We start from the raw sequence: 23,575 nt of genomic DNA, 5'->3' as shown, positions 1-23,575 counted from the left end.
ATTATCCCCCTAACCTATTCATATGCTCTATCCCAAAAGCGTTGTTTCGTCATGGCTTTAATGAATTCATTTGCAAGTTGCGTAGGATTTTGTTCTATTAGGACGCCAGGCTTTCCTTCAATATTTAAAGATTGAATAACGGTAGATCCATTTTGAAAGGCACCAATTGGCTTAAAGTGATTATATGATTCTACGACAAATGAACTCGCTTTATTAAGAAACTGTTCATCAAGGTTTCCTCCAATAAGAAGTAGCCCGTCATAAAGAAGTGAAGATCCCATTAAGAAAGTGTCATTCACGTCCCAACGTACATTTTGCGTTCCTTGCACAATACCTAATCGCTCGGAAACAATTACTGGCTGCAACCCAACTTGTTTGAATTGATTTACTATATATTGCGCGTTTTGTCCGTCATATCCATTTGCAACAATGACACCTACTCGTAATGTATTAGGACTAAATGTCGTATTTGCCATACTGAGTGCTGGCGATGATTTCGTAACGCCCGATTCTTGAATATTTGGGACTTTTGCGCCGATTGCTTCAGCGACTAACGTAGCTAATTCAGTACTAATATGCCCAATCATAGTTACGACTTGTTGGCGGACCGATTTACTTTTTACTTTTCCTAATTCAAAGGAGAAGGCTTGCATAATATGAACCTTTTCGACGTTACTCATACTATTCCAAAATAAACGTGCTTGAGAGAAATGATCTTTGAAACTAGCGGCTGTTTCTCTCGTTTTATGTCCTGATACAGTAGAAGGATATGTAACGAACCCACCCTTTGTACCGGGGACAGTGTAAGGAGTGTTATTTGCTAAGGAATTATTATGGTAAGCAATTTTTCCTTTGTCGATTATATATTTAGATGCACCATCTCTTTGATTGTTGTGAAATGGGCATATCGGACGGTTAATCGGTAATTCTTGATAATTTGTACCGACGCGTGCCAATTGAGTGTCTGTATAAGAAAAGAGCCTACCTTGTAAGAGCGGATCATTTGTAAAATCAATACCACGGACGATACTTCCCGGATGAAGCGCGACTTGTTCCGTTTCAGCGAATACATTCTCGACGTTGCGATTTAATGTCATTTTCCCGATGATTTTAACGGGGAAATCTTCTTCAGGCCAAATTTTCGTCGCATCTAATATATCGAAATCGTATTTAAATTCATCCTGTTCTTCTAAAATTTGAATGCCAAGTTCGTACTCAGGATAGTTTCCAGCATTAATATTTTCCCATAAATCACGGCGATGGTAATCTGGATCAGCACCACCTAATTTTTGCGCTTCATCCCAAATTAATGAGTGAATGCCGAGCTTCGGCTTCCAGTGAAATTTTACGAATCGTGACTTTCCATTTTTATTCACTAAGCGAAATGTATGAACGCCAAACCCTTGCATCATTCGAAAACTTCTTGGAATGGCACGATCAGACATAATCCACATCATCATCGCAGCCGATTCTTGGTTATTGGCGATGAAGTCCCAAAATGTATCATGTGCTGTTTGTCCCTGTGGAATCTCATTATGCGGTTCAGGTTTAAGGGCGTGAATAAGATCAGGGAATTTAATGCCATCTTGAATGAAAAAAATAGGAATATTGTTTCCGACTAAATCAAAATTTCCTTCTTCTGTATAAAATTTAACGGCGAATCCTCGTACATCTCGATTTGTTTCATTCGCACCTTTTGATCCAGCCACTTCAGAGAAGCGAACGAAAAGGGGTGTTTTTTTGGAAGGGTCTTGTAAAAAGTGGGCCATTGTTAGCTCTTCTAAAGATTCATATAGCTCGAAAACACCATGCGCACCGTATCCACGTGCGTGAACGACTCTTTCAGGAATTCGTTCACGGTCAAAATGAGCAAGCTTTTCTCGCATTAGGAAATCTTCTAGAAGGGTAGGACCACGATCACCAGCGGTTAAAGTATTTTCATCATTTGAAATGGTAACACCTGTATTTGTCGTCATTTTCTTTCCTTCATTCTCACGCGTGAAGGATTTAAGTTGTTCTGTTTTTTTATTTTTTTTGCCGTCCACATAAAACACCTCCCATAATATACGTATTATTGTTTATAGCTTTTATGCTTATATAGCCTGAAGATACTTTGCTTTATTGGGATGATTTTCCTCAAATGTTCGATTTATCTTTGTTTGTCTATGAAAATCATTTATTATAATAAATGGTATTCTTCGAGATATTATTTTGAAGGGGTGTTGAAGTGAAAGGAAGTTTTCTATCATATAAAGAAGAAGAAAGGAATGCAAAAATTTTTTTATGGGTGCTATATGTCATTGTTGTTTCATACCAAATTTTCTATGCAATCGTATTAGAAAATAAATCATTAACGGATAGGGGACATAGCATACTATGGCAAGTTATTTGCGGAACTGCAATACTCAGTGTGAATGTATATTTAATAAAAAAAGAGAAAGCGAACCTTGTTAAATATGCATGTGTATTTGCATACATAGGAATAGAAATCGTTAATATACTTTCGTATATGCTTTATAATGAGGCGGCATTTGATGGAGTAAATATAATAGAAATTATTTTCATCTTCTTTGTACCTATATTTTTAAATAAAAAATATTTTGTGTTTGTACTTTCGACAATTGTAGGGAAATATGTTATTTATTTATTCGTATTAAAGGAAGTAAAAGGATTTATGTTCCTCATTATGTATACACTCGTATTAATAGCGGCATACATCATTTTAAATCGATTTATACAATACCTTTCAGCGGTAAAGGAAAGTATTAAGATTGCTAGTGAATCACAAAAATTAGCAGTAATCGGAAAAATGGCAGCGACAGTGGGACATGAAATTAAAAATCCACTTGCTTCATTAAAAGGGTTTACGCAATTACAACGAGAGAAGCATGGGGAGGATCCTATTTACGAACAGATGATTTTTGAAATAGAAAATATGAATAATATGATAAGTGAATTGATGGAAGTTGCTACATGTAAACTCCCTATTTATAAGAAATATAATATAGGTGAAATTGCATTACAAGCAGTAAAAATTGTTCGCGAAAAAATGAATGAATCTAGCGTCCAGTTTATTTCTAATGTGGAAGAAAAGACGATAGAAGTTGAATGTGATGAGCGGAAAATAAGAGGAGTCTTTCTATATGTCATAAAAAATGCTCTGGAGGCAATGGAGCAAGGTGGCACATTAGAGTTACGGTTAGAAAACAAAGGACAAGATTATGTAATGCTAAGTGTAATTGATAATGGTTACGGTATTAAGAAAGAAAATTTAGCTCGTGTTACAGAAGCCTTTTATACAACGAAACAAGATAAAATTGGCCTGGGACTTACGGTAGCGAATCGGCTTGTTACCGAGCAGCATCTTGGTGAATTACATATTTCAAGTGAAAGAGATATTGGAACTAGAATAGACATCATTCTCCCAAAAAAGCGTGGAAATAGTGAAATCCAAGAAGGAGAAAAGCTAGGAGTTACGATATGAATAAAGACGATATATTTAAACATGAAGAAATGAAGGCATTGAAAATATTTTTAAGTTTATTTTTCATTATATTTTTTGTGTACGATCTTGCCTACGAATTTATTGTACCTTTAATAGGGGGCGGGCAAGAAGGAGTAGGAAAATTTGAAGATGGTTTAGGTTTATGGCTGTATTTTCTGATGGTGATTTTGTTTTGTATTGGAGTATACTTCATGAAATGGAAGAATCTATTTGCAGTGAAATATATTATTCTAATTGGATATAACCTATTAGATTTTATCCATAATTTTATGATTTACTATGGTAGTGATGCTGAGTTTGATGGTGGGAATATAGTAGAAGGATTTTTTATTTTATTTGCCCCACTCTTTGTAAACAAAAGATATTTTTTGTTAGTTCCGAGCATACTTGTTGGAAAATATGCTCTTATAGGAATCTTTATTCACTCGTCACTCGTTTTAATCCCGATGGCATTATATAGCGTATTTACTATCATATGTTGGATTATGTTTTTAAGGTTTCAATCTTACGTTCGTACGCTTGAGATGATGGATAAAGAAATACAACAAACAGAAAAGCTAGCAACTGTTGGGAAAATGGCTACAGTTATTGGTTACAAAATTAGAAGACCTCTAGCTAATTTGGATAAATTTGTTAATAAGCAAGCGAATAAATATCCTGAGGATAAAATATATAGTGATATTATGAAACAAGAAGTAGAGCGAATTCATACAATCGCTACAGAACTTAGTGGATTTGAGAAATCTAAATCACTAGAATCAGAAGTTCATAATATAGAAGAAATTATCGCTTATGTTATTCGAGTTATGGGAAAGCCTGCTTTAAAGCAAGGAGTGCACATACAAGGTATTTATAGTAAAGACATACCATCGATTACATGCGATGAAAAACGATTAAAGCAAGTATTTTTTAATTTAATTAAAAATGCGATTGAAGCAATGTCAGTTGGCGGAACGATTACGATTAAAGTGACTGTAGAAGATGCAATCATTGTTCAAGTTAAGGATGAAGGTTGCGGTATTCCAAAAGACAAAATTCCGAAGCTAAATGAAGCTTTTTACACAACAAAAGAAACGGGAACAGGTTTAGGTTTAGTAGTTACAGAAAAAATTATTAAAGACCACAACGGTAAAATGAGTTTTGAAAGTGAAGTTGGGATTGGAACGACTGTGAAGGTTATATTGCCGATATCATGAAAAACTATTTTTAAAAGGGAGATTACTTATTTGAGAGTGATCTCCTTTTTGTTAAATAAACGACTTTTAAGAGGGAACTATATATCAGTGATTAGAAAAATAGAATATACAGCACTGGCAGTAATTCCAGGGTTAATATAAAGGGATATAGCATCTCCTCTCGAAACTGAGTTTCCAGTTGTAATGCTAGTCCAAGTTACAGTAGCGGGACCTACTGCTGGATTAGGATTAAACACTTGAATTTGTCCTGCTCCAGTATCCGTCGGTTTAATGGAAAATATTATAGTTCCGGTGATTTTGTCAGTAATAGTTAAGGTAATAGTAGATAGGATGTAACTAGAAGTGGGGGCAGTGAGGTTTGTCGGGACATTCCTGCAAATATCAATCGTATAAACAGCAGCAGGTAAGTTATTTACATTTATAGACGCAGCAAACCCAACTATGCTACCGGTCCCAGCAGTGACATATGGAATAACGTTGGAGTCAATGCCAGGAGAACCTGCTATACGTTGAAAACCAGCATTTGTTCCTTGAAAAACAATACTTTTTGCTGATGCACTGCCGGCAATTCCAGTAGGCCCGGTACTACCAGTAGATCCAGTGTTCCCAGTGGGTCCGGTGATGCCGGTAGATCCAGTGTTCCCAGTAGGTCCGGTGATGCCGGAAGGTCCAGTGTTCCCAGTGGGTCCGGTGATGCCGGAAGGTCCAGTGTTCCCAGTAGGTCCAGTGTTCCCAGTGGGTCCGGTGATGCCGGAAGGTCCAGTGTTCCCAGTGGATCCAGTACTACCAGAAGGTCCGGTGTTCCCAGTGGGTCCAGTATTACCCGTAGGTCCAGTGATGCCGGAAGGTCCAGTGCTACCCGTAGGTCCGGTATTGCCGGTAGATCCAGTGTTCCCAGTAGGTCCACTTTCTACTAATACGATATAATCCGGAGATATATTCGGAAACCCTTGAGGTGCATCTTTTTTTACAACATAGCCGCTGCTCGTATAAGTGACAACTTGTCCTTTTTTATAGGTGGGAGCGGCTGCTAGACTAAAGGCGGTAGTACTTTGGAAACCAGCTCCGGAAGGCCCGGCAGAACCAGTAGGTCCAATACTTCCAGTGGGTCCGGTGTTCCCGGAAGGTCCAGTAATGCCGGTAGGCCCAGTAGGTCCGGTGCTACCAGTGGGCCCAGTGTTTCCGGTAGAGCCACTATTGCGTCTGCCGTCGCAACTAAAACAATTACGTGGGTACATGTATGTTCTCCTTTCTATATTTTGAAAAACTAGTTTTAAAAATAGAACCACTATATACATAGTATGAATTTTATATTTTTGTGTGTTCGATTGTATTGTATGTCTAGATTTCAAAAATAGGGGAGAAATGTGCTAGATTTAACGATGAGTGACATGCTTGTTTTTCCTGCTTAAAAGAAATCCAGCCAATAGAAGGAGAATAGGGAAGTATATGTTGTAATACCATTCCGCTAGAAATAAAAAAGCTACCGAGTAGCCCTAAGAAGATGGGGTATCGCAGTAATTTGAACATAAGTGATACAACCTCCTTTATGACATATATTGTATATTAGTCTTAATTTTCTGTATACAATGTTTTAGAAAAATAGTGGTACAATATATGAATGATACGAGAAAGGATGAGCATTAACATATGTACGTTACTGTAACAGAAGCCGCATATAAAAAGATTATGGATATGATTCCGGATGAAACGAAATATATAAAGTTATTTTACGATAATGAGGGTTGTGGTTGTGTCATGAGCGGAATTATCGATTTAGTAGCTGTAGCAGAAAAAGATGAGCGCGATGTGGATATCGAATCTAGCGTAATGAATTTTATCGCAGATCGCACAAAGCTTGTATTTATGGATGATAAGTTAACAGTTGATTGGCATGAAGTTGGAGGAACTTTTCAGCTGAAGAGCCCAAGCCAATTTTATAATCCAAATATGAAGTTACACGTTCGAGTATAAGAAAGAAAAGGTGGTTCCAAAATGTTTTTGGACCATCTTTTTTTATTGTCTAAGTCGCTGATATAATTTCATGTACTAAACAAAGAAAACCTCTCCATACAATACAAAGATTTTTTCACATAATGAAATGTACATGTGATTGAATTTTCTGTATAATTTTATTTGCGGAGGGGATACGCATGAGAAAATGGGGGATGGAGTTATTAATTTTAAGTGTCGTTATTATTTGGGGGATTAATTTTACGATTGCTAAATATGGACTTTTAGAATTTACAGCAATTGAGTTTACTGCACTTCGGATGATATCGGCGGCACCGCTTATGTTACTCCTTACATTTTTTATTGAAAAGTCGGTTTATATGGAACGAAAGGATATACCTAGATTAATCATCGTTAGTGTTGTAGGTATTGTACTGTATCAAACATTATTTATGGAAACTGTCAAATATACGTCCGCTACAAATGCCTCTTTACTCATTTCTATTTCACCTATTTTTACAACTGTATTTGCTATTTTTTTGAAACAAGAAAAGTTTTCTTCTAGAAAGGTCATCGGCTCTATCATTGCTTTTGGTGGGGCAGCATTAGTTTTAATAGCAGGGCATTCGCTGGCTAGTTCTTTTTATGGTAACGGAATTGGACTTATTACATCAATATGCTGGGGGCTTTATCCTGTTTTAGCAGGTCCATTAATTAAAAAATATTCAGCACTACGTGTTACCGCATGGTCAGCATTAGTTGGCGCGATTCCGCTTTTATTGTTAAGTGGACCACATGTATTTATAATGCCATTTCACATTACACATGGAATGACACTATTCGCTTTACTATATTCCATTTTCTTTGTAACAGTATTTGGTTTAGTGATGTGGTATGTTGGTATTCAAAAAATTGGCGCATCACATACGATGGTATATATGTATATAACGCCACTTGTAGCTGTTTTATTTGCAGCTGTATGGGCAAATGAATATGTATCATTTCAACAAATAATCGGTGGAATTATTATTTTCTTCGGTCTATGGTTTGTGAAATCGGAGAAAGTAAAAATTCATTCTACTGCGAGGGAACCTATATCAAAATAGGAAAACAGATCATCTATGATCTGCTTTCCTATTTTTTTATTTTTGGTAAGAAGACGAGAAATAAGATAGCAGTAATAAGTGGAATTAAGTTTAAAAATGGAATACGGAAGAGTGTGATAAGAATAATACCTGGAAGAAGAACACCGAGGACAGCGTAGAAAATACTATGATTTTTCGTGTACCAATACAATGAAAGTCCAATAAGTGCAGGGATAATGAGGTGAATGAGAGCCATTAAAAAATAAATCATTAGACGCCCCCTTTATTTGTGTACTTATTACATCATATCCGTATGTTCAGAAATTGATATCACATTTTTCATAAATGGACGAAAAATGTTTGGAAAAACGTCACAAATTATGAGAATATGATGTTTGAAATCTTGTATAATATTATTTCCTGAAAACATTTAAACAACATAAACACACTGTTTATGTTGTTTTTAATTTGAGTGAAATGAATTTTAAGTAGTATGAACTCGAAAGAAATGAGTTATACAGCTTTTGTTGGATAGATAAAAATTACTGAAGAGGAGAACAGCATGATTAGTATGTCATTAAGATCGTTTAAAATTCAATCGTATTATTTACTAGGTTTTCTTTTACTAGGCTGGATGTTAACACCGTTTTCAGCTCATTTTCTAGGTGCTGGAATTGGACTTATCGTAAGTATGTATTGTGTTTGGCTTTTAGGGAGACGAATTGAGAAGCTTGGAGATAGTATCGTAAAGAAAACGAAAGCACCGACGCTCGGTATGTTTAATCGTTTTGCAGCTGCCATTTTGGGCGCTGTTATTATGTACGAAATTGAGCACCACATGGTTATGTGGGCATTTGCAGTAGGGATTCTGGGTGGTTATTTCTTAATCGTTGTGAATTTAGGCTACTATAGTATGAAAGATGAGGAAGAATTAACAAAGAGCTAAAAAGATGAAAAGCCTCTTTTTAGATGGAATAGAGGGACCGGCGAGGGGTAGTTACAATAGGAAGCATAATTTTGCATAAAATACAGGTTTCTGCTTCCTATAAGCTAACATGAAATCACGTATTAGTATGACTCTTATGTTTTTTAAAAAAGGTGGATATAATACAACAAATTATTCCGGTAATTAGAATAATATATTTTATCGTTTCACTTGTATGCTCAAATAAATTAACATTAAGCATCACAAGTCCCCAAAACATTTGGATCGCTCCGTAACTGAATAAAATTTTTCCTGTACGAGAAAAATTTTTCATAGGCCTCATCCTTTCCTGCATATGTAAATTGTATCATAAAAAAATAATAATGAATGAATATAAAATGAATTTTCTGTAATTTCATGAACTAAGTCACAGATGAAGAGAGAAGATATAGAAAGAAGCTTACGTTAAAAACGTAAGCTTCTTTTTTATGTAAGTGTGTATAACCGTTAAGCCGCATTGGGTTTTGTCGGTGAGTACGCGAAACTTTACGGTTACACGACACTTATTCATATGAGTAAAAGGGTTATTCCAACAGAAAGTTTGTACTTAAGCGATTGGACCGCCTAAGTTAATAATATCTTCAGAAACGCTGTCGAACTTTTTGAAGTTCTCTTTGAATTCGCTTGCAAGTTCGATTGCTTTCTCTTTATAAGCAGCTTTATCAGCCCAAGTTTGTTCAGGCATTAACACTTCGTCAGGTACACCTGGTACGTGAAGTGGAACTTCAAGACCGAAGATGTCATGTTTAGCTGTTTCAGTTTTCGCAAGTTCGCCGCTTAATGCTGCTTGAATCATTGCACGAGTGTAACCTAAGTTCATACGTTTACCAATGCCGTATTCGCCACCAGTCCAGCCAGTGTTTACTAAGAATACTTTCGCATCGTGTTTCTCAATTTTTTCACCAAGCATTTCAGCATAGCGAGATGCATCAAGTGGTAAGAATGGTGAACCGAAGCAAGTTGAGAATGTTGCTTGCGGAGATGTAACGCCGCGCTCTGTTCCTGCTAGTTTACTAGTGTAACCACTTAAGAAATGATACATAGCTTGTTCTTTTGATAACTTACTGATTGGAGGCAATACGCCAGATGCATCAGCAGTTAAGAAAATGATTGTATTTGGGTGTCCAGCAACACTTGGCAGTACGATATTGTCGATCGCATGCATAGGGTATGCAGCACGAGTATTTTCTGTTAAAGTAGTATCGTTATAGTCTGCGATACGCGTTTGGTTATTAATGATAACGTTTTCTAAAACAGATCCAAATTTGATTGCATCGAAAATTTGTGGTTCTTTCTCGTGAGAAAGGTTTACACATTTTGCGTAGCAACCGCCTTCAATATTGAATACACCGTTATCAGACCAACCATGCTCATCATCACCGATTAATTTACGGTGTGGATCAGCAGATAATGTTGTTTTACCTGTTCCAGATAAACCGAAGAATAGTGCTACGTCGCCTTCTTCACCTACGTTTGCAGAGCAATGCATAGAAAGAATATCTTGTTCAGGTAGTAAGAAGTTCATAATAGAGAAGATTGATTTTTTCATTTCTCCAGCGTATTCTGTACCACCAATTAGTACGATACGTTTTTCGAATGAAACCATAATGAATGCTTCAGAGTTTGTACCGTCAACAGCTGGATCAGCTTTGAAATTCGGTGCAGAAACAATTGTGAACTCTGATTCATGAGTTGTTAATTCTTCTTCAGTTGGACGAATAAATAATTGATGTACAAATAAATTGTGCCATGCATATTCGTTAATAACTTGAATTGGTAGGCGGTAATTGCGGTCAGCGCCTGCAAATCCATTGAAGACGAATAACTCTTCTTTTTCTTTTAAGTATTCTAAAACTTTAGTATATAATTTATTAAAATGTTCTTCAGAGATCGGCTGATTCACTGCTCCCCAAGCAATTTTGTCAGCAACCGATGCTTCTTTCACAATAAATTTATCTTTAGGAGAACGTCCTGTATATTTTCCTGTTGAAGCAGAAACGGCACCAGTAGAAGTTAATTTCCCTTCATTTCGCATTAATACTTTTTCCACTAATTGCGGAACACTTAGTTGAATCTGTGCATTGCTTCCGTTCAATAATTCGTGTAAACCAATTTGGACATTCACAGTACTCATATTTATATACCATCCTTTTCATTTAATGAAATATTTCTCGTAATCCCCAACAAGAGTATAACACAATTATATAAATAATGTATACTATTTATTTCTTTTTGTTTGTGTGAATGTATTATTTCCTTATTAATATTTCATTCCAGGCGTATTGAGAAAAACTTTCAGGAAAATGTGAATATTAATTGACAAATGAATATCATTTCTTTAGTATAGGTTGGGACGGATACTCTCTTATCCCGAGCTGGCGGAGGGACAGGCCCGATGAAGCCCAGCAACCTCATTTGTAGTGGTAAATACAGGTGAATAGGTGCTAAAACCTGTGCGAGGCTAACGGTCTCGAACGATAAGAGCAAAGGGCAAAAAGCAGTATGCAAGTAGCAAATTAAACCTTTCCTCTATGTAAAGTAGGAAAGGTTTTTCTGTATGCTTGTGTGGGAGAATAAATGTATGTCGCAGTTTGTGGCAAATTAAGGATGAGTTCCGTACAATATATACAATTACTGTAGGGAGGTTTACCACATGACAAAAAAACGTCATCTGTTCACATCTGAGTCTGTAACTGAAGGACATCCAGATAAAATTTGTGACCAAATTTCTGATTCAATTTTAGATGCGATCTTATCAAAGGACGCAAATGCACGTGTAGCTTGTGAAACAACTGTAACAACTGGTTTAGTATTGGTAGCGGGGGAAATTACGACTTCTACTTACGTAGATATTCCAAAAATCGTTCGTGAAACAATTCAAGGCATTGGTTACACACGCGCAAAATACGGATTCGATGCAGAAACTTGTGCAGTTTTAACATCTATCGATGAGCAATCTGCTGACATCGCTATGGGTGTTGACCAAGCGCTAGAAGCACGCGAAGGTCTAATGACTGACGCTGAGATTGAGGCAATTGGTGCGGGAGACCAAGGTTTAATGTTTGGCTTCGCATGTAATGAAACACAAGAATTAATGCCACTTCCAATCTCGCTTGCTCACAAATTAGCTCGCCGTTTAACTGAAGTACGTAAAGATGACACATTATCATACTTACGTCCGGATGGAAAAACGCAAGTTACAGTTGAGTATGATGAAAATGGTAAACCTGTACGTGTAGATACAATCGTAATTTCTACACAGCATCATCCAGATGTTACATGGGAAGAAATCGATCGCGATTTAAAAGAGCATGTAATTAAAGCTGTAGTTCCAGCAGAATTAATGGATGGAGAAACGAAATTCTTCATTAACCCAACTGGCCGCTTCGTAATTGGTGGACCACAAGGTGATGCTGGTTTAACAGGACGTAAAATCATCGTTGATACTTACGGTGGATACGCTCGCCACGGTGGCGGTGCATTCTCTGGTAAAGATGCAACGAAAGTTGACCGTTCTGCAGCATATGCAGCTCGTTATGTTGCGAAAAACATCGTAGCAGCTGGTCTTGCTGACAAAGCAGAAGTACAACTTGCATACGCAATTGGTGTAGCACAACCAGTATCAATTTCAGTTGATACATTCGGGACTGGTAAAGTATCTGAAGACGTACTAGTAGAACTAGTTCGTAACAACTTCGATCTTCGCCCAGCTGGTATTATTAAAATGCTAGACTTACGTCGCCCAATTTACAAACAAACAGCAGCTTACGGCCACTTCGGACGTACTGATGTAGACCTAACATGGGAACGTACAGACAAAGCTGCAGCTTTAAAAGAGCAAGCTGGTCTATAATATATGAAAAAAAGCTTTGCGCGGTGAGCGCAAAGCTTTTTTTATTTTGTTTTACTTCTAATTTGAATGCATGAGCTACAATACACTTCGCCGTCTAGCTCAATATACTTTTTCATATTAGTCATACCACTTGCTGGAAAGGGCATATGAATCCATGCTTTTTCATACGTTTGTATTTCTTTTTCACATGATTTACAAAGGATTGGTTTCTTCTGGAACATATGTAATCAACCTTTCATTTGACGTGCTTTACCCGCGCAAAAGGCACTGCTGAGTAAAAATAGTGTTGCGAATATAATACTTACTAATGTAGCGTATTGGATTGCGCTTTTTAAGGAAAAGCCGACAGTGATTGAAGCGACAAATAAGAGGATAAATGTTGTTGTTAATTTTTTATAAAGTTCCATAATATGTAGACCTCCTTATTTAGAGATAGAACGTTTAAAAATAAAATCTATTATATAGGCAAGTGTGAGAGGAATTAATGTGCTAGTCAAATAGTAACGAATACCACCATCAGGCAAAAGTACATGCAATTTTAAAAAGTTAATATCGAATTCGTAAGCGATACATTGAAAAAGGGATAATATAATTAGGAATGGTATAATGGGTACGTATCGTTTTATATTTTGAATCATGTAAAGATCCTTTATATGGATAAATATACTTATATTGTATCATGTTGAATTCTTTGCTTCATACATAATTTTACAAGAAAATGAAAGGAAAGATAAAAAATGAGCGTAACTGAACATAAAAAACAAGCGCCAAAAGAAGTGCGCTGCAAAATCGTGACGATTTCCGATACACGTACGGAAGAGACAGATAAGAGTGGACAACTATTACATGAATTGTTAAAAGAGGCAGGGCATACAGTGACCTCTTATGAAATTGTAAAAGATGATAAAGAGAGTATTCAGCAAGCAGTGTTAGCTGGTTATCATCGGGAAGACGTAGATGTTGTATTAACAAATGGCGGTACTGGTATTACGAAACGTGATGTAACGATTGAAGCGGTATCAGCGCTATTAGATAAAGAAATTGTCGGGTTTGGTGAGTTGTTCCGTATGATTAGTTATTTAGAAGATATCGGAAGCAGCGCTATGTTAAGTAGAGCAATTGGCGGTACAATTGGGCGCAAAGTTGTCTTTTCAATGCCAGGGTCTAGCGGAGCAGTTCGCCTTGCGATGAATAAATTAATTTTGCCGGAATTAGGTCATATTACATTTGAGCTGCATCGCCAATGAGTAAATGGGCTGGAATTGTATTAGCAGGCGGTATGTCGAGTAGATTCGGTGAGCCGAAAGCGTTAGCGAGCTGGCAAGGGAGTACGTTTATTGAGCATATTTTGAAAGTGATGACAAGGACGCTCCAAGAGGTTGTAGTCATTAGTCATTCTGATATAAAAGAGCGAGTAGAGCAACTCGTACAAGTTCCTGTTATAGAAGATATTCCGCACTATAAAGGAAACGGACCACTTGCTGGGATTGTAGCAGGAATGGAATACATAGAAGCAGACTGGTATGCTATTATGCCTTGCGATGCGCCAAATGTTTCGCATGAATGGTTTACCATTTTATTAGAGCAAACGAGCAATGAATATGATGCGGTTGTACCTATTATTAATGGAAGAAAACAACCGTTACTTGCAGCATATCATAACCGTGTGAAAGAAAAGATTTATGCTTTGCTTCAAGAAGAAAAAAGAAGTATGGGCCAACTTTTATCACAATGCAATGTGAAATATGTTGCTGGTGAAGATGTACAAGCGAATGCGGATTGGTTTATAAATGTAAATACGAAAGAAGAATATGTGCAGGCTCAAAAAGACCTTTCAAATGAATGAAAGGTTTTTTTGATATACAGAAATTGGGGAACAATTCCTGTATAAAGGTATGTGAGTAAGTTGATTTTAAGGGGAATTCTTAAAATCATCATACAGTTAAAATAGTGTATAACCATATATTAATTTTTATGGGTTTTTATTACAAGTCTGTTTGTTTATGTTTGTTTTTGCTATAATGAATATAGAAATAATATGATATTTAACCTTGTGTATCATTCATTTAAGTAAATTTTACAACTGTGTAATAAACTCCCTTCGTTTTGAAGGGAGTTTTTCTATTTAAGCAAGCAACTCTGATGCGTTATGCTGAAGGACTTCTTCATATTGGTTAAGTAAGCCACGAAAGATCTCATCCCAGCTTTTTGATTTCGCATAAGATGAAGCTGCTATTCCCATCTGCTCAAGTTTTTCTTCATTTTGCAATAAAGAATAAATGGATGATAGAAATGAATCATCATTTTTGGGCGGACAAAGAACTCCCGTTTTTCCATCTGTAATGATGTTTTTAACCCCGCCACTATTTGCACCAATGACAGGTGTGCCGCATGCAAGTGATTCAAGTACAACATTTCCGAATGTTTCAGTAGCTGATGGAAATACCATGATGTTAGAACAAGCATATGCTTCAGCTAAATCCTCGCCTTGTAAATATCCAGTAAACGTGACATTTGTTTTCGGAACAGCTTCACGAAGACTTGTTGCTAGGGGACCGTCTCCTGCTATAAGCCAATGAATATCGTTTCGAGTATGTGCTAATTTAACGATAAGATTTTGCAACGTATCAATATCTTTTTCAGGAGCAATTCGTCCAACATAGGAAAGGACATACTTCGCTGTAATATTATATTTTTTTCGGAATAGGTCTGTATTGTAAGTTGGATGAAAGAGTGTGCAATCTACACCCCGTCCCCAAATAGAGAGGGCCTGAAAGCCTTTATTTTTTAATTGATGTAATGTTTCAGGGGATGGAACGAAATTTTTTTGCATATGACTATGAAACCAATTTAAATAGTTCCAAAGCATATTAGAGAGAAATTCAATTTTGTAGTAGCGTAAATAAGCATCGAAATCAGTATGATAAGAACCGACAACTGGGATGTTTAACTTTTTTGCATAATACAATCCACAAAGTCCCATGTTGAAAGGTGTGGCAATGTGAATAATGTCAGGTTGAAAGGAAAGAAGTTCACGTTTAATGCGCGGAGTAGGAAAAGAAAAACGACATTCTGGATATAATATTGTTAACGGGATACTTCTCATCTTATTCACATTCGCTACGAAATTATCTTCAGCTGTATGCTGAGGGGCGAAAACAGAATAGGCGATCTTTTCTTTCTGAAAGTAACGTGTTAATCGTTCTAATGTTTTCGCAACCCCGTTGACTTGTGGCGTAAAAGTATCGGTAAAAATGGCGACTCTCATCATATCACTCCTTTATGTGAAAAGTGGGATGAATTGATAAAAAGAGATGATGCCAGAGCAAGTGCCGAGGCACATACCGACGAATACATCAGACGGATAGTGAAGCCCTAAATAAATGCGAGAAATACCAACGCATAATGCTAACGGTAATAGAAAAACAAATAAGTTTGGATTATAGCAAATAAATGGAATAAAGACAGAGAAAACGGCTGTTGTATGACCAGACGGGAAAGAGTGGTCTTTTAATGGATGGACTGGATATTTTGCATCCTGAATTGTTAAATAAGGACGTTTTCGCGGATACCATCTTTTTAATATTTGCACAGGAATATGGCTAATTGCTAACGAAATAGCAGTTGCGATTGCAGCTTGGTGCAAAGTTCCCTTTGCGAAAATTAAAAAGAACAGTGTGAGTGCAATGGAGAAAGTCGCGCCACCGATATGAGTAATATTGCTGAAAAAGATATTTAACGTTTTTTGATCAAAGTATCGGTTAATTCCTTTGAAAATGTAACATTCTATTTTATACAGTCCACTGACCTTCATGAAAATTCTCCTCCCTCGTTTACATATATATGGAGATATTAGCTTTTATTTTAATAAGATTTTATTGAGGGAGTAATAATGTTTTGTAAAGAAAAAGTTAGTTTTTTTATAAAAAAGCTGCCAGTATTATGGCAGCGGTAAAATCACTTTTGTAGTGATTTATAATATTGACCTTTTTCAACATATTGTGTGCGAATTCGCTCCATGTCTTTACGGTCTTCCTCTGTTAACTCACGAACGACTTTAGCTGGGCGACCGAATGCTAACGTGTTTGGTGGAATTTTCTTTCCTTGTGAAACGAGGCTTCCAGCACCGATAAAGGCTCCTTCGCCAATTTCAGCACCATCCAATATAATAGAGCCCATTCCAATTAAAGCATCCTTTTTTATATGGCAGCTATGTAAAATAACTTGATGCCCAACTGTCACATCATCTTCTAAAATAAGAGGGTACTGTGGGCTTTGGTGAAGTGTACATTGGTCCTGTACATTTACTCGGTCTCCGATGATTGTTGGTGATACATCGCCGCGTATGACTGTATTAAACCAAATACTTGCTTCTTCGCCAATTGTCACATCACCTGTAATGGTTACGTAGTCAGCGATAAAAGCACTACTCGCAATTTTCGGATTTTTTTCTTTGTAAGGATATATCATGTAAAGCCTTCCTTTCCTAGAGACTAGTTTTAGTGTATCAAATTATGAGAAAGAGTGAAATGGAGGAGAGCCGTATGTGGAATTATGAAGCAGAGGAAGCGAAAGCTGTCGTTGTTATCGTGCACGGCGCAATGGAATATCACGGACGTTATGAAGCCGTTGCGGAAATGTGGAATCATATCGGCTACCACGTCGTGATGGGGGACCTTCCGTCACATGGAACGACTTCAAGAAATAGAGGACATATTGATTCATTTGATGAATACATAGAGGAAGTTAAATTATGGGTGAAAGAGGCAAGAAAGTATAGGTTACCTATCTTTCTATTTGGTCATAGTATGGGTGGTCTTATTGTCATTCGTATGATGCAAGAAACGAAGAGAGAAGATGTAGACGGCATTATTTTAAGTTCACCCTGCTTAGGGGTAGTGACTGGACCTTCTGCACCGCTTCAAGCTGTCTCAAAAATATTAAATGTTATTGCTCCAAAATTGCAATTTGCAACGAATCTTACAGTAGAAATGTCAACTCGTAATCATGAAGTTCGGGATGCGATGGAGAATGATTCATTGTTCTTGCGCAAAGTATCAGTACGTTGGTATAGTGAATTGATTAAGTCTATCGAAATTGCGCATAAAAAAATAGGCGATTTTCCAGACGTTCCACTCTTGCTAATGCAAGCTTGTGAGGATAAACTTGTAGATAAAATACGTGTCCGTACTTGGTTTGATAATGTTAAAATAAGTGATAAGGCTTTTAAAGAATGGCCGAATTGTTATCATGAGTTATTAAATGAGTATGAGCGTGATGAAATTTTGAATTATATTCAGTCATTTACTGAAATACACATCAATAACATAATAGAAACAAATAAGTAAATTATTTGTACATTGAATAGAGGAGATGAAGGAAGAAGTGAACGTACCGAGTAATCCCATAACGCTCATGGCGAAAGTATACCGTGATGTGTTTCCGGTTGTACACCATGAGCTAGCGATGTGGAAAGAGCGTGCCTACCATATTCCGAATGACGAGCTTCATAGTCAGGCAATCGCAAGTATTGAGAATAAAACGTTTCATTGCGAGGGCGGTGGCATTTTAGCGCTATTAGCAAATGAACACCGAGAGGAATGTATTCGTTTTATCGTAGCGTATCAAACGATTAGCGATTATTTAGATAACTTATGTGATCGCAGTACATCACTTGATCCAAATGATTTTGCCGCGCTGCATGAGTCCATGTTAATGGCTTTATCACCTGAAGTAGAAGGTGGCGGTAATTATTATCGTTATCGTGATGATCAAGATGATGGTGGCTATTTAGATGAACTTGTTGAAACATGCCAAGATGTTTTAAAGAAAACGAAGCACTATGACAAAATTGCTCCTGTTCTTCATGAACTTGCTTGTTATTATTGTGATTTGCAAATTCATAAACACGTGAAGTTAGAAGAAAGAGAACCACGCTTACAAACATGGTTTGAAGCACATAAAGAAAAATTACCAGAGATGAGTTGGTTCGAATTTTCAGCATGTGCTGGTTCTACGCTTGGAATCTTCTGTCTTGTAGCATATGCCTTTCATGATGAATTACATGATGAAGATATTGCGAAAATTAGACAAGGATATTTCCCTTACGTACAAGGACTTCACATTTTACTTGATTATTTCATCGATCAAGAAGAAGACCGTATAGGCGGAGATTTGAATTTCTGTAGTTATTATGAAAATGAGCAAGCTATATTAGATCGTATGAAACATTTTGTAGAAGAAGCAGAGAAGAGCATTGGTGATTTGCCTCATGCGAAGTTTCATCGTCTCATAAGCCGAGGGTTACTTGGTATTTACTTATCAGACCAAAAAGTATCAGCGCAAAAGAATATGAACAAAATGGCACGGCGCATTGTAAAATACGGAGGCCTCACTTCACGATTCTTCTATTGGAACGGGAAGATGTACCGAAAGAAAATGGCGCAGTGATGAAGAAAACCACTCATGTAGAGTGGTTTTTTGTTATAATATGGTAAAGGTGGTGATGGAAATGAAGCGATTGTTTCAAAAGCTATATGACAATATTGAAGTAACATTACTCGTGCTACTTTCCATTTCATTTATAACTGGAATGTATATGATGATGAATAAAGCTGGCGGTCCGACAACGATGGATTATGTAGCTCAAGTTATCATTGCATTGATTATTATAGTAGATATTGTCTTTTTAATAAGTGGTAGAAAAAAAGAAAATAGTAAATAAAAAAGCATTTGTACACGGGAGTACAAATGCTTTTTCATTATGACCGTATTTTTGAAAATACATATATAAGAAGTTCAATCGCAAAAATAACTAACACAGATAGTCCGAATAAAGGCATGACAGCGCCTAGTATAACCATCATGATAAAGAAAACAAATATACTTTTCTTATCTCTTTGTTTTGGAGGTGCTGCTAATTTTCCTTTCGGCTTTCTTGCTAACCACATTTTTATTCCGTAATAAATGAGAAGTAATAAAGATAATGTCGTTAGTAAGCATAATATTTTATTTGGCCATCCGAATAAATGACCTTCATGAAGCGGGATACCGTAAGTGAACCATTGTGCAAATAATCCATAATCACGATAGTCCGTTTTTGAAATGAGTTCACCGCTATATTGATCAAAATAAGCTGTTATTTCTTCATTTGGTGCCACATCCATACCCGTAATACCAGAACCGCTCGATTTCGAAACGGTGAATACACCTTTCGGATCAGCCGGTAGTGAGATTACATATGGCTTCTGTATTTCAATTCCTTTTTGTAATGTATCAACTGAAATTGCTTTTGGCTCATTTGAATTTGATTCAGGAGGAGCTTCCTTTCTTGTTGCCCACGGCAATTCTTTTACCTTTGATTCAGGCGGTGCCATATACAATTTCGGATACCCGAGCGATTCATTCGACGATGCGATTTTATAAATTTGGTTACCCATAAACCCTGACCACGGCAATCCAGATGCGACTAACAAAATGAGAGGAATTGTAAATATAATACCGATAATAGAATGACGTCGTTTTGCCTTTTCTCGTTTATTGGATGCTGATGTGTTTTTGAACTGGCGTATACTCATATACAATCCGGTTACAATTAAAAAGATTGTCCAGCACGCCGCAAGTTCTACAATATAGTTAACGACAGTACCACCAACTAAAAGAGAACTATGTAATTCCCTCATTATATTCGCAAACGTTTCACTTGCGTTTTGATCCCCAACAATTTGATTATTGCTATCTAAATACACATATTTTTGTTGCCCAGTATATTCATTTGCAATCGTAAGTCTCGTATTATAATCCCCATTAAACTCACTAATTTTCGCCACACTATAGTGTGGATACTTTTTCTCTGTTAAGGAAAGCGAATCAGACATCGAAATAGATTCTGTTTGGGCGCTCTTCCCAAAATATAAATCTTTATAGATGAAATCTTCAACTTCTTCTCGAAATAAATACCCAATTCCGCTCAGTGACAAAGTAATAAGAAGCGGCGTAATAAAAAGACCAGCGTAAAAATGCCAACGCCAAAAAATGTAATGAAGCGAACGATTTACTTTCATACTTTCAGTTCCCCTAACCTTCCCTATATGAATAACTACTTATTTAATATAGCGAGATTAAGTGTGATTACTTTGAAAGAATTGTGAAGAAAGTTAAAAGTTTTTAGGGAAGATTTTATCGGCGAGACATACAATACGCAATGCAAAGCTTAGTTGAATGAATTAGCTCTTCATTTCCTTTTTGTAGCCTAATTTGAAGTGCCTTTTGAAAATAAGTAAGGGCGGTGTGGAAGTCACCCTCATCTAATTTACTTTTTCCGTAATGTTGGTAGAAGAAGTCTTTATAAGTAGGAACGTTCGGCAACATATGTTGAAGTTCGGTAAATAGTGTATTTGCCGTATGGAAATTTTGTTCCCAATGGTATGTGTGTGCGAGACGTAGTTTGTTAACAAAGAGTCCTTCTTTATTATTTAAATTTGTATAATATGCAATTGCTTCCTGTAAGTAATACTTACTTTCAGGAAGGTTGCCAGCGATTCGTTCATAAACACCGATTAATCCGCAGTTTTTTCCATATAACGATCCTTCCTGTAAATGCTCTTTCAAAAACACAATCCCTTGCTTCATTTCAGCAAGGGATAAAGGTTCTTCTCTAAGGTTTTCGTCAAATGTGTATCCCATTTCAAAAGGTATATTCATTGGGACCTCCTTATATTTTCTACATACATTCTAACAACCGCTTCAGCAAGACATTGAGAGGAATCAACAAAATCCTCACTCGCCACCACATTCAAATCGGTACATGCAATAATTGCGGTATCTACTTCATCTTTCAACTGTACAACGAGCGCACTCCATAATTGGCGAGCTACTTCAACTTCTCCGTTTTTAATATAAGTAATAATGTGATTAATCATTTCCTGCCATTTTTCATGATGAATGTATCCTATATTCCGTTTTGCAATCCCGTCTTGATAAATTCCAGCTTGAACAGTCGCTTCCGTTGCGAGAAGAGCGACTTTTTTTGCAGTTTCAGGAATAGCTTGTAACGTCTCGTCGACTATATTCAAAATAGGAATAGAAATAGAACGTTGTAATTCCTCAAAATAAAGATGCGCTGTATTGCACGGCATAGCGATAAAGCTTACGCCAGTACTTTCAGGTTTTTGTGCCCCTTCAATAATTGCTTTTTTCATTGCTTCGTGATCAATAGGGCGATCCATATAAAACGGTGTTGGACACGAATAAATCATCATATGAGGAAAGTCCATATCATGTTTTGCTCCGTATATTGTTTGGCACCTTGCTACAACTGTATCGACGAATGGTCCAGTTGATTTTGGCCCCATTCCTGCTAGTATTCCGATCATTGCTTCGTCTCCTTTAATAGGTAATTAAAAACGTTTTTTGCGAACGAGAAAAAGAAATAAAGTAAGTAATAAAAATGAATATACGATAGCCCAAGCTGTGAGCCATAAAGTGTGAGTAAGTATATTATATTTGTATTGTCCAAGCATTAGAAAGCTTTCGACAGGTGGTAAAAACCATAGCAACTCTTTTTTAAACTGAATGGAGGCGATCGTTATAATTAATATAAATATAAGGCTAAGCCAAGCAGTGCCTGCTTTTTGAATCATATTTCTAGTAAATAAAGTTGCGATTGAAATTCCTAATATAGAGAAAGACATGTGAGCGAGAAATCCGACTAGAAATAAAGAAACTGTCATTTTTTCATTAAACATTTGCAAAATAATGGGATAGATTACGGATATAAAAGATAACACAGTACAAATGAGAAGAGCTGTAATATATTTACCAACGTATAATGCTGAAATGTTATTTGTGTGTGAAATAGTGATTTGCTCTTGTACAGGGTCTTCTGTATGAAAAATTGTGACCGTAATCCAGGCAGATAATAAATATAGCGCGAGTGCTGTTTCTAAATATGTGGGTACAATAGGAGTCGGTTTATATGTATATACAAAAAGTAAGCTCATGCAGTACATCGCAATAGGAGGGACGTACTTATACGATTTTGTGTAGTCGAGAAAATGGTAACGAATAAGCGCGAACATAATAAACCTTCTTTCGATTTAAAAGTTAGGTTGTAGCAGTGTGATAGATGCTTTTTTATGTAATAAAAACTGAAGCATTTCGTTTGTATATTCTTTTTCGATTTGTAATTGAATAAGGTTTTGATTTGAATTGTGTACAACGTGTATAAAACCTAATTGTTTCCGTAGTTCTATCACTGAAAATGTGTCGTAAACGATTGCTTCAATATAGACTTGTTCTGCCCCTTTTTGTACAAAGGTATCTGTTGTGATTGTATGATTTGCTAACGTCACAATTCTATCGGCAAAGTTTTCTAGTAGTTGTTTTTCGTGACATGTGAAGAGTACAGATATACCTTGTTGTTTTAATGAGAGTAAAATATGTTCTAATTCTTGTTGGGAGTTAGGATCGAGCCCAGAAAGCGGTTCGTCTAAAATTAATAAATGGACATCTGTAAGTAATGCTTGTAAGATGCCTGTTTTTTGTTTCATACCTTTTGAAAAGTTTCGTACAACAGAATGTCTTGCATGATGTAAATGAAAAGATTCAAGAAGCATCGGAATTTTATCTTTTAAATATTTTGTTGATAAACCGTGGATGTGGCCGAGATGATATAAATAATCTTCTAATGTAAAACGAATCCCTTCAGGAAAATGTTCAGGTACATAGCCGATTTGTATATGTTCTTTTCTTTGAAGTGTCCCTGCCGTAGGTGAAATAAATCCTGCAATTATTTTGAGTAGCGTACTTTTTCCAGTCCCGTTCCCGCCAATAATAGCGAGCGCTTCTCCTTCTGGAATGGATAAATCAATGTTGTCTAGTATAAGTGATTTGCCATACTTCTTTTGAATTCCCCTTAGTTCTACTAGCAAAGTTCTATCCTTCTTTCTTCAAATATTGTATATATCCATTATATAGGAGAATAACAAAAAGACGTGC

27 protein-coding genes and 1 riboswitch are annotated in these 23,575 nt (G+C 36.5%); of the genes, 11 read left to right on the top strand and 16 right to left on the bottom strand.

What is annotated here, in order from left to right:
* Positions 1-14 precede the first annotated feature (14 nt).
* A complete protein-coding gene (locus tag DN392_RS00220) occupies positions 15-2,045 on the bottom strand; it encodes a catalase (RefSeq protein WP_000348757.1) in 2,031 nt (676 codons plus the stop codon).
* A gap of 182 nt (positions 2,046-2,227) precedes the next feature.
* On the opposite strand from DN392_RS00220, the gene DN392_RS00215 reads away from it, so the two are divergent.
* Both DN392_RS00215 and DN392_RS00210 read left to right on the top strand, forming a co-directional pair.
* Positions 2,228-3,484, top strand: a complete 1,257-nt coding sequence (locus tag DN392_RS00215; RefSeq protein WP_048565809.1) for an ATP-binding protein — start codon at positions 2,228-2,230, stop codon at positions 3,482-3,484.
* Complete coding sequence (locus DN392_RS00210; protein WP_001030578.1) at positions 3,481-4,701, top strand: ATP-binding protein; 1,221 nt, start codon at positions 3,481-3,483, stop codon at positions 4,699-4,701. The genes DN392_RS00215 and DN392_RS00210 overlap by 4 nt, the downstream gene beginning before the upstream one ends.
* Before the next feature lie 77 nt (positions 4,702-4,778).
* Here the strand turns inward: DN392_RS00210 and DN392_RS00205 are convergent, their stop codons facing one another.
* Together DN392_RS00205 and DN392_RS00200 are read right to left on the bottom strand one after the other, a co-directional pair.
* On the bottom strand, positions 4,779-5,939 hold the full coding sequence (locus DN392_RS00205) for a collagen-like domain-containing protein (protein ID WP_088321330.1): 1,161 nt from the start codon (positions 5,937-5,939) through the stop codon (positions 4,779-4,781).
* A 103-nt stretch (positions 5,940-6,042) separates the two neighbouring features.
* A complete protein-coding gene (locus DN392_RS00200; RefSeq protein WP_064056586.1) occupies positions 6,043-6,231 on the bottom strand; it encodes a hypothetical protein in 189 nt (62 codons plus the stop codon).
* Between the two features lie 120 nt (positions 6,232-6,351).
* Between DN392_RS00200 and DN392_RS00195 the strand changes: the two genes are divergently transcribed.
* Positions 6,352-6,675: an iron-sulfur cluster biosynthesis family protein gene (locus DN392_RS00195; RefSeq protein ID WP_000289558.1), complete on the top strand. Its 324-nt coding sequence runs from the start codon at positions 6,352-6,354 to the stop codon at positions 6,673-6,675.
* Between the two features lie 179 nt (positions 6,676-6,854).
* Positions 6,855-7,760, top strand: a complete 906-nt coding sequence (locus DN392_RS00190) for a DMT family transporter (RefSeq protein WP_001233582.1) — start codon at positions 6,855-6,857, stop codon at positions 7,758-7,760.
* Between the two features lie 28 nt (positions 7,761-7,788).
* Here DN392_RS00190 and DN392_RS00185 read toward each other — a convergent pair whose 3' ends face one another.
* Positions 7,789-8,010 (bottom strand): hypothetical protein, encoded by a 222-nt coding sequence (locus DN392_RS00185; protein WP_000639043.1) that lies wholly within the window; start codon positions 8,008-8,010, stop codon positions 7,789-7,791.
* 291 nt (positions 8,011-8,301) lie between these two features.
* Between DN392_RS00185 and DN392_RS00180 the strand changes: the two genes are divergently transcribed.
* Complete coding sequence (locus tag DN392_RS00180) at positions 8,302-8,685, top strand: ATP synthase subunit I (RefSeq protein WP_000624934.1); 384 nt, start codon at positions 8,302-8,304, stop codon at positions 8,683-8,685.
* Between the two features lie 115 nt (positions 8,686-8,800).
* Here the strand turns inward: DN392_RS00180 and DN392_RS00175 are convergent, their stop codons facing one another.
* Together DN392_RS00175 and pckA are read right to left on the bottom strand one after the other, a co-directional pair.
* Positions 8,801-8,998, bottom strand: a complete 198-nt coding sequence (locus DN392_RS00175) for a hypothetical protein (RefSeq protein WP_000788114.1) — start codon at positions 8,996-8,998, stop codon at positions 8,801-8,803.
* Between the two features lie 273 nt (positions 8,999-9,271).
* Positions 9,272-10,858, bottom strand: a complete 1,587-nt coding sequence (gene pckA / locus DN392_RS00170; RefSeq protein ID WP_000108819.1) for a phosphoenolpyruvate carboxykinase (ATP) — start codon at positions 10,856-10,858, stop codon at positions 9,272-9,274.
* A 228-nt stretch (positions 10,859-11,086) separates the two neighbouring features.
* Positions 11,087-11,208: riboswitch (SAM riboswitch) on the top strand.
* A 169-nt stretch (positions 11,209-11,377) separates the two neighbouring features.
* Between pckA and metK the strand changes: the two genes are divergently transcribed.
* On the top strand, positions 11,378-12,577 hold the full coding sequence (gene metK, locus DN392_RS00165) for a methionine adenosyltransferase (protein WP_000163113.1): 1,200 nt from the start codon (positions 11,378-11,380) through the stop codon (positions 12,575-12,577).
* 41 nt (positions 12,578-12,618) lie between these two features.
* On the opposite strand, the gene DN392_RS00160 is transcribed toward metK, so the two are convergent.
* Together DN392_RS00160 and DN392_RS00155 are read right to left on the bottom strand one after the other, a co-directional pair.
* Positions 12,619-12,798: a hypothetical protein gene (locus DN392_RS00160; protein ID WP_000486782.1), complete on the bottom strand. Its 180-nt coding sequence runs from the start codon at positions 12,796-12,798 to the stop codon at positions 12,619-12,621.
* A 6-nt stretch (positions 12,799-12,804) separates the two neighbouring features.
* Positions 12,805-12,984 carry a hypothetical protein gene (locus DN392_RS00155; RefSeq protein WP_048565806.1) on the bottom strand — a complete coding sequence of 60 codons (180 nt, stop codon included), beginning with the start codon at positions 12,982-12,984 and terminating at the stop codon, positions 12,805-12,807.
* A gap of 330 nt (positions 12,985-13,314) precedes the next feature.
* On the opposite strand from DN392_RS00155, the gene DN392_RS00145 reads away from it, so the two are divergent.
* Together DN392_RS00145 and DN392_RS00140 are read left to right on the top strand one after the other, a co-directional pair.
* Positions 13,315-13,824 carry a MogA/MoaB family molybdenum cofactor biosynthesis protein gene (locus tag DN392_RS00145; RefSeq protein WP_000117133.1) on the top strand — a complete coding sequence of 170 codons (510 nt, stop codon included), beginning with the start codon at positions 13,315-13,317 and terminating at the stop codon, positions 13,822-13,824.
* The gene (locus DN392_RS00140) at positions 13,821-14,423 is read left to right on the top strand and encodes a molybdenum cofactor guanylyltransferase (protein ID WP_064056584.1); all 603 of its coding nucleotides are present in this window, start codon (positions 13,821-13,823) and stop codon (positions 14,421-14,423) included. The genes DN392_RS00145 and DN392_RS00140 overlap by 4 nt, the downstream gene beginning before the upstream one ends.
* Before the next feature lie 279 nt (positions 14,424-14,702).
* Here the strand turns inward: DN392_RS00140 and DN392_RS00135 are convergent, their stop codons facing one another.
* The 3 genes from DN392_RS00135 to DN392_RS00125 form a co-directional block, all read right to left on the bottom strand.
* A complete protein-coding gene (locus DN392_RS00135) occupies positions 14,703-15,845 on the bottom strand; it encodes a glycosyltransferase family 4 protein (RefSeq protein ID WP_088321331.1) in 1,143 nt (380 codons plus the stop codon).
* Positions 15,846-15,857: 12 nt separating this feature from the next.
* On the bottom strand, positions 15,858-16,391 hold the full coding sequence (locus tag DN392_RS00130; protein WP_000868580.1) for a phosphatase PAP2 family protein: 534 nt from the start codon (positions 16,389-16,391) through the stop codon (positions 15,858-15,860).
* A 143-nt stretch (positions 16,392-16,534) separates the two neighbouring features.
* Positions 16,535-17,047: a gamma carbonic anhydrase gene (locus DN392_RS00125; protein ID WP_000640210.1), complete on the bottom strand. Its 513-nt coding sequence runs from the start codon at positions 17,045-17,047 to the stop codon at positions 16,535-16,537.
* A gap of 74 nt (positions 17,048-17,121) precedes the next feature.
* Between DN392_RS00125 and DN392_RS00120 the strand changes: the two genes are divergently transcribed.
* Genes DN392_RS00120 through DN392_RS00110 form a run of 3 tightly spaced genes read left to right on the top strand, consistent with a single transcriptional unit; the run spans position 17,122 to position 19,301 of the window.
* The gene (locus DN392_RS00120; protein ID WP_000267435.1) at positions 17,122-17,925 is read left to right on the top strand and encodes an alpha/beta hydrolase; all 804 of its coding nucleotides are present in this window, start codon (positions 17,122-17,124) and stop codon (positions 17,923-17,925) included.
* A gap of 37 nt (positions 17,926-17,962) precedes the next feature.
* On the top strand, positions 17,963-19,027 hold the full coding sequence (locus DN392_RS00115) for a tetraprenyl-beta-curcumene synthase family protein (protein WP_064056582.1): 1,065 nt from the start codon (positions 17,963-17,965) through the stop codon (positions 19,025-19,027).
* A 40-nt stretch (positions 19,028-19,067) separates the two neighbouring features.
* Positions 19,068-19,301: a hypothetical protein gene (locus DN392_RS00110; RefSeq protein WP_074651699.1), complete on the top strand. Its 234-nt coding sequence runs from the start codon at positions 19,068-19,070 to the stop codon at positions 19,299-19,301.
* A gap of 37 nt (positions 19,302-19,338) precedes the next feature.
* On the opposite strand, the gene DN392_RS00105 is transcribed toward DN392_RS00110, so the two are convergent.
* The 5 genes from DN392_RS00105 to DN392_RS00080 form a co-directional block, all read right to left on the bottom strand.
* A complete protein-coding gene (locus DN392_RS00105; protein WP_088321332.1) occupies positions 19,339-20,640 on the bottom strand; it encodes a PepSY-associated TM helix domain-containing protein in 1,302 nt (433 codons plus the stop codon).
* Positions 20,641-20,755: 115 nt separating this feature from the next.
* On the bottom strand, positions 20,756-21,280 hold the full coding sequence (locus DN392_RS00095; protein WP_016085862.1) for a hypothetical protein: 525 nt from the start codon (positions 21,278-21,280) through the stop codon (positions 20,756-20,758).
* On the bottom strand, positions 21,277-21,951 hold the full coding sequence (locus DN392_RS00090) for an aspartate/glutamate racemase family protein (RefSeq protein ID WP_088321333.1): 675 nt from the start codon (positions 21,949-21,951) through the stop codon (positions 21,277-21,279). Before DN392_RS00090 ends, DN392_RS00095 begins: the two co-directional genes overlap by 4 nt.
* A gap of 24 nt (positions 21,952-21,975) precedes the next feature.
* Entirely contained in the window at positions 21,976-22,656 is a 681-nt protein-coding gene (locus tag DN392_RS00085; RefSeq protein ID WP_088321334.1) for an ABC transporter permease, read from the bottom strand.
* Between the two features lie 18 nt (positions 22,657-22,674).
* Entirely contained in the window at positions 22,675-23,508 is an 834-nt protein-coding gene (locus tag DN392_RS00080; protein ID WP_088321335.1) for an ABC transporter ATP-binding protein, read from the bottom strand.
* Positions 23,509-23,575: the final 67 nt, after the last annotated feature.

This window comes from Bacillus sp. BB51/4 (assembly GCF_008368845.1).
Lineage (GTDB): Bacteria > Bacillota > Bacilli > Bacillales > Bacillaceae_G > Bacillus_A > Bacillus_A wiedmannii.
This window is presented reverse-complemented; position numbering and strand designations above follow the sequence as displayed.

Coding starts and splice junctions, on each gene's coding strand:
- DN392_RS00210 (WP_001030578.1), top strand. CDS start 3,481: ATGAATAAAGACGATATATTTAAACATGAAGAAATGAAGGCATTGAAA.
- DN392_RS00205 (WP_088321330.1), bottom strand. CDS start 5,939: ATGTACCCACGTAATTGTTTTAGTTGCGACGGCAGACGCAATAGTGGC.
- DN392_RS00200 (WP_064056586.1), bottom strand. CDS start 6,231: ATGTTCAAATTACTGCGATACCCCATCTTCTTAGGGCTACTCGGTAGC.
- DN392_RS00195 (WP_000289558.1), top strand. CDS start 6,352: ATGTACGTTACTGTAACAGAAGCCGCATATAAAAAGATTATGGATATG.
- DN392_RS00190 (WP_001233582.1), top strand. CDS start 6,855: ATGAGAAAATGGGGGATGGAGTTATTAATTTTAAGTGTCGTTATTATT.
- DN392_RS00185 (WP_000639043.1), bottom strand. CDS start 8,010: ATGATTTATTTTTTAATGGCTCTCATTCACCTCATTATCCCTGCACTT.
- DN392_RS00180 (WP_000624934.1), top strand. CDS start 8,302: ATGATTAGTATGTCATTAAGATCGTTTAAAATTCAATCGTATTATTTA.
- DN392_RS00175 (WP_000788114.1), bottom strand. CDS start 8,998: ATGAAAAATTTTTCTCGTACAGGAAAAATTTTATTCAGTTACGGAGCG.
- pckA (WP_000108819.1), bottom strand. CDS start 10,858: ATGAGTACTGTGAATGTCCAAATTGGTTTACACGAATTATTGAACGGA.
- metK (WP_000163113.1), top strand. CDS start 11,378: ATGACAAAAAAACGTCATCTGTTCACATCTGAGTCTGTAACTGAAGGA.
- DN392_RS00160 (WP_000486782.1), bottom strand. CDS start 12,798: ATGTTCCAGAAGAAACCAATCCTTTGTAAATCATGTGAAAAAGAAATA.
- DN392_RS00155 (WP_048565806.1), bottom strand. CDS start 12,984: ATGGAACTTTATAAAAAATTAACAACAACATTTATCCTCTTATTTGTC.
- DN392_RS00145 (WP_000117133.1), top strand. CDS start 13,315: ATGAGCGTAACTGAACATAAAAAACAAGCGCCAAAAGAAGTGCGCTGC.
- DN392_RS00140 (WP_064056584.1), top strand. CDS start 13,821: ATGAGTAAATGGGCTGGAATTGTATTAGCAGGCGGTATGTCGAGTAGA.
- DN392_RS00135 (WP_088321331.1), bottom strand. CDS start 15,845: ATGAGAGTCGCCATTTTTACCGATACTTTTACGCCACAAGTCAACGGG.
- DN392_RS00130 (WP_000868580.1), bottom strand. CDS start 16,391: ATGAAGGTCAGTGGACTGTATAAAATAGAATGTTACATTTTCAAAGGA.
- DN392_RS00125 (WP_000640210.1), bottom strand. CDS start 17,047: ATGATATATCCTTACAAAGAAAAAAATCCGAAAATTGCGAGTAGTGCT.
- DN392_RS00120 (WP_000267435.1), top strand. CDS start 17,122: ATGTGGAATTATGAAGCAGAGGAAGCGAAAGCTGTCGTTGTTATCGTG.
- DN392_RS00110 (WP_074651699.1), top strand. CDS start 19,068: ATGGTAAAGGTGGTGATGGAAATGAAGCGATTGTTTCAAAAGCTATAT.
- DN392_RS00105 (WP_088321332.1), bottom strand. CDS start 20,640: ATGAAAGTAAATCGTTCGCTTCATTACATTTTTTGGCGTTGGCATTTT.
- DN392_RS00095 (WP_016085862.1), bottom strand. CDS start 21,280: ATGAATATACCTTTTGAAATGGGATACACATTTGACGAAAACCTTAGA.
- DN392_RS00090 (WP_088321333.1), bottom strand. CDS start 21,951: ATGATCGGAATACTAGCAGGAATGGGGCCAAAATCAACTGGACCATTC.
- DN392_RS00085 (WP_088321334.1), bottom strand. CDS start 22,656: ATGTTCGCGCTTATTCGTTACCATTTTCTCGACTACACAAAATCGTAT.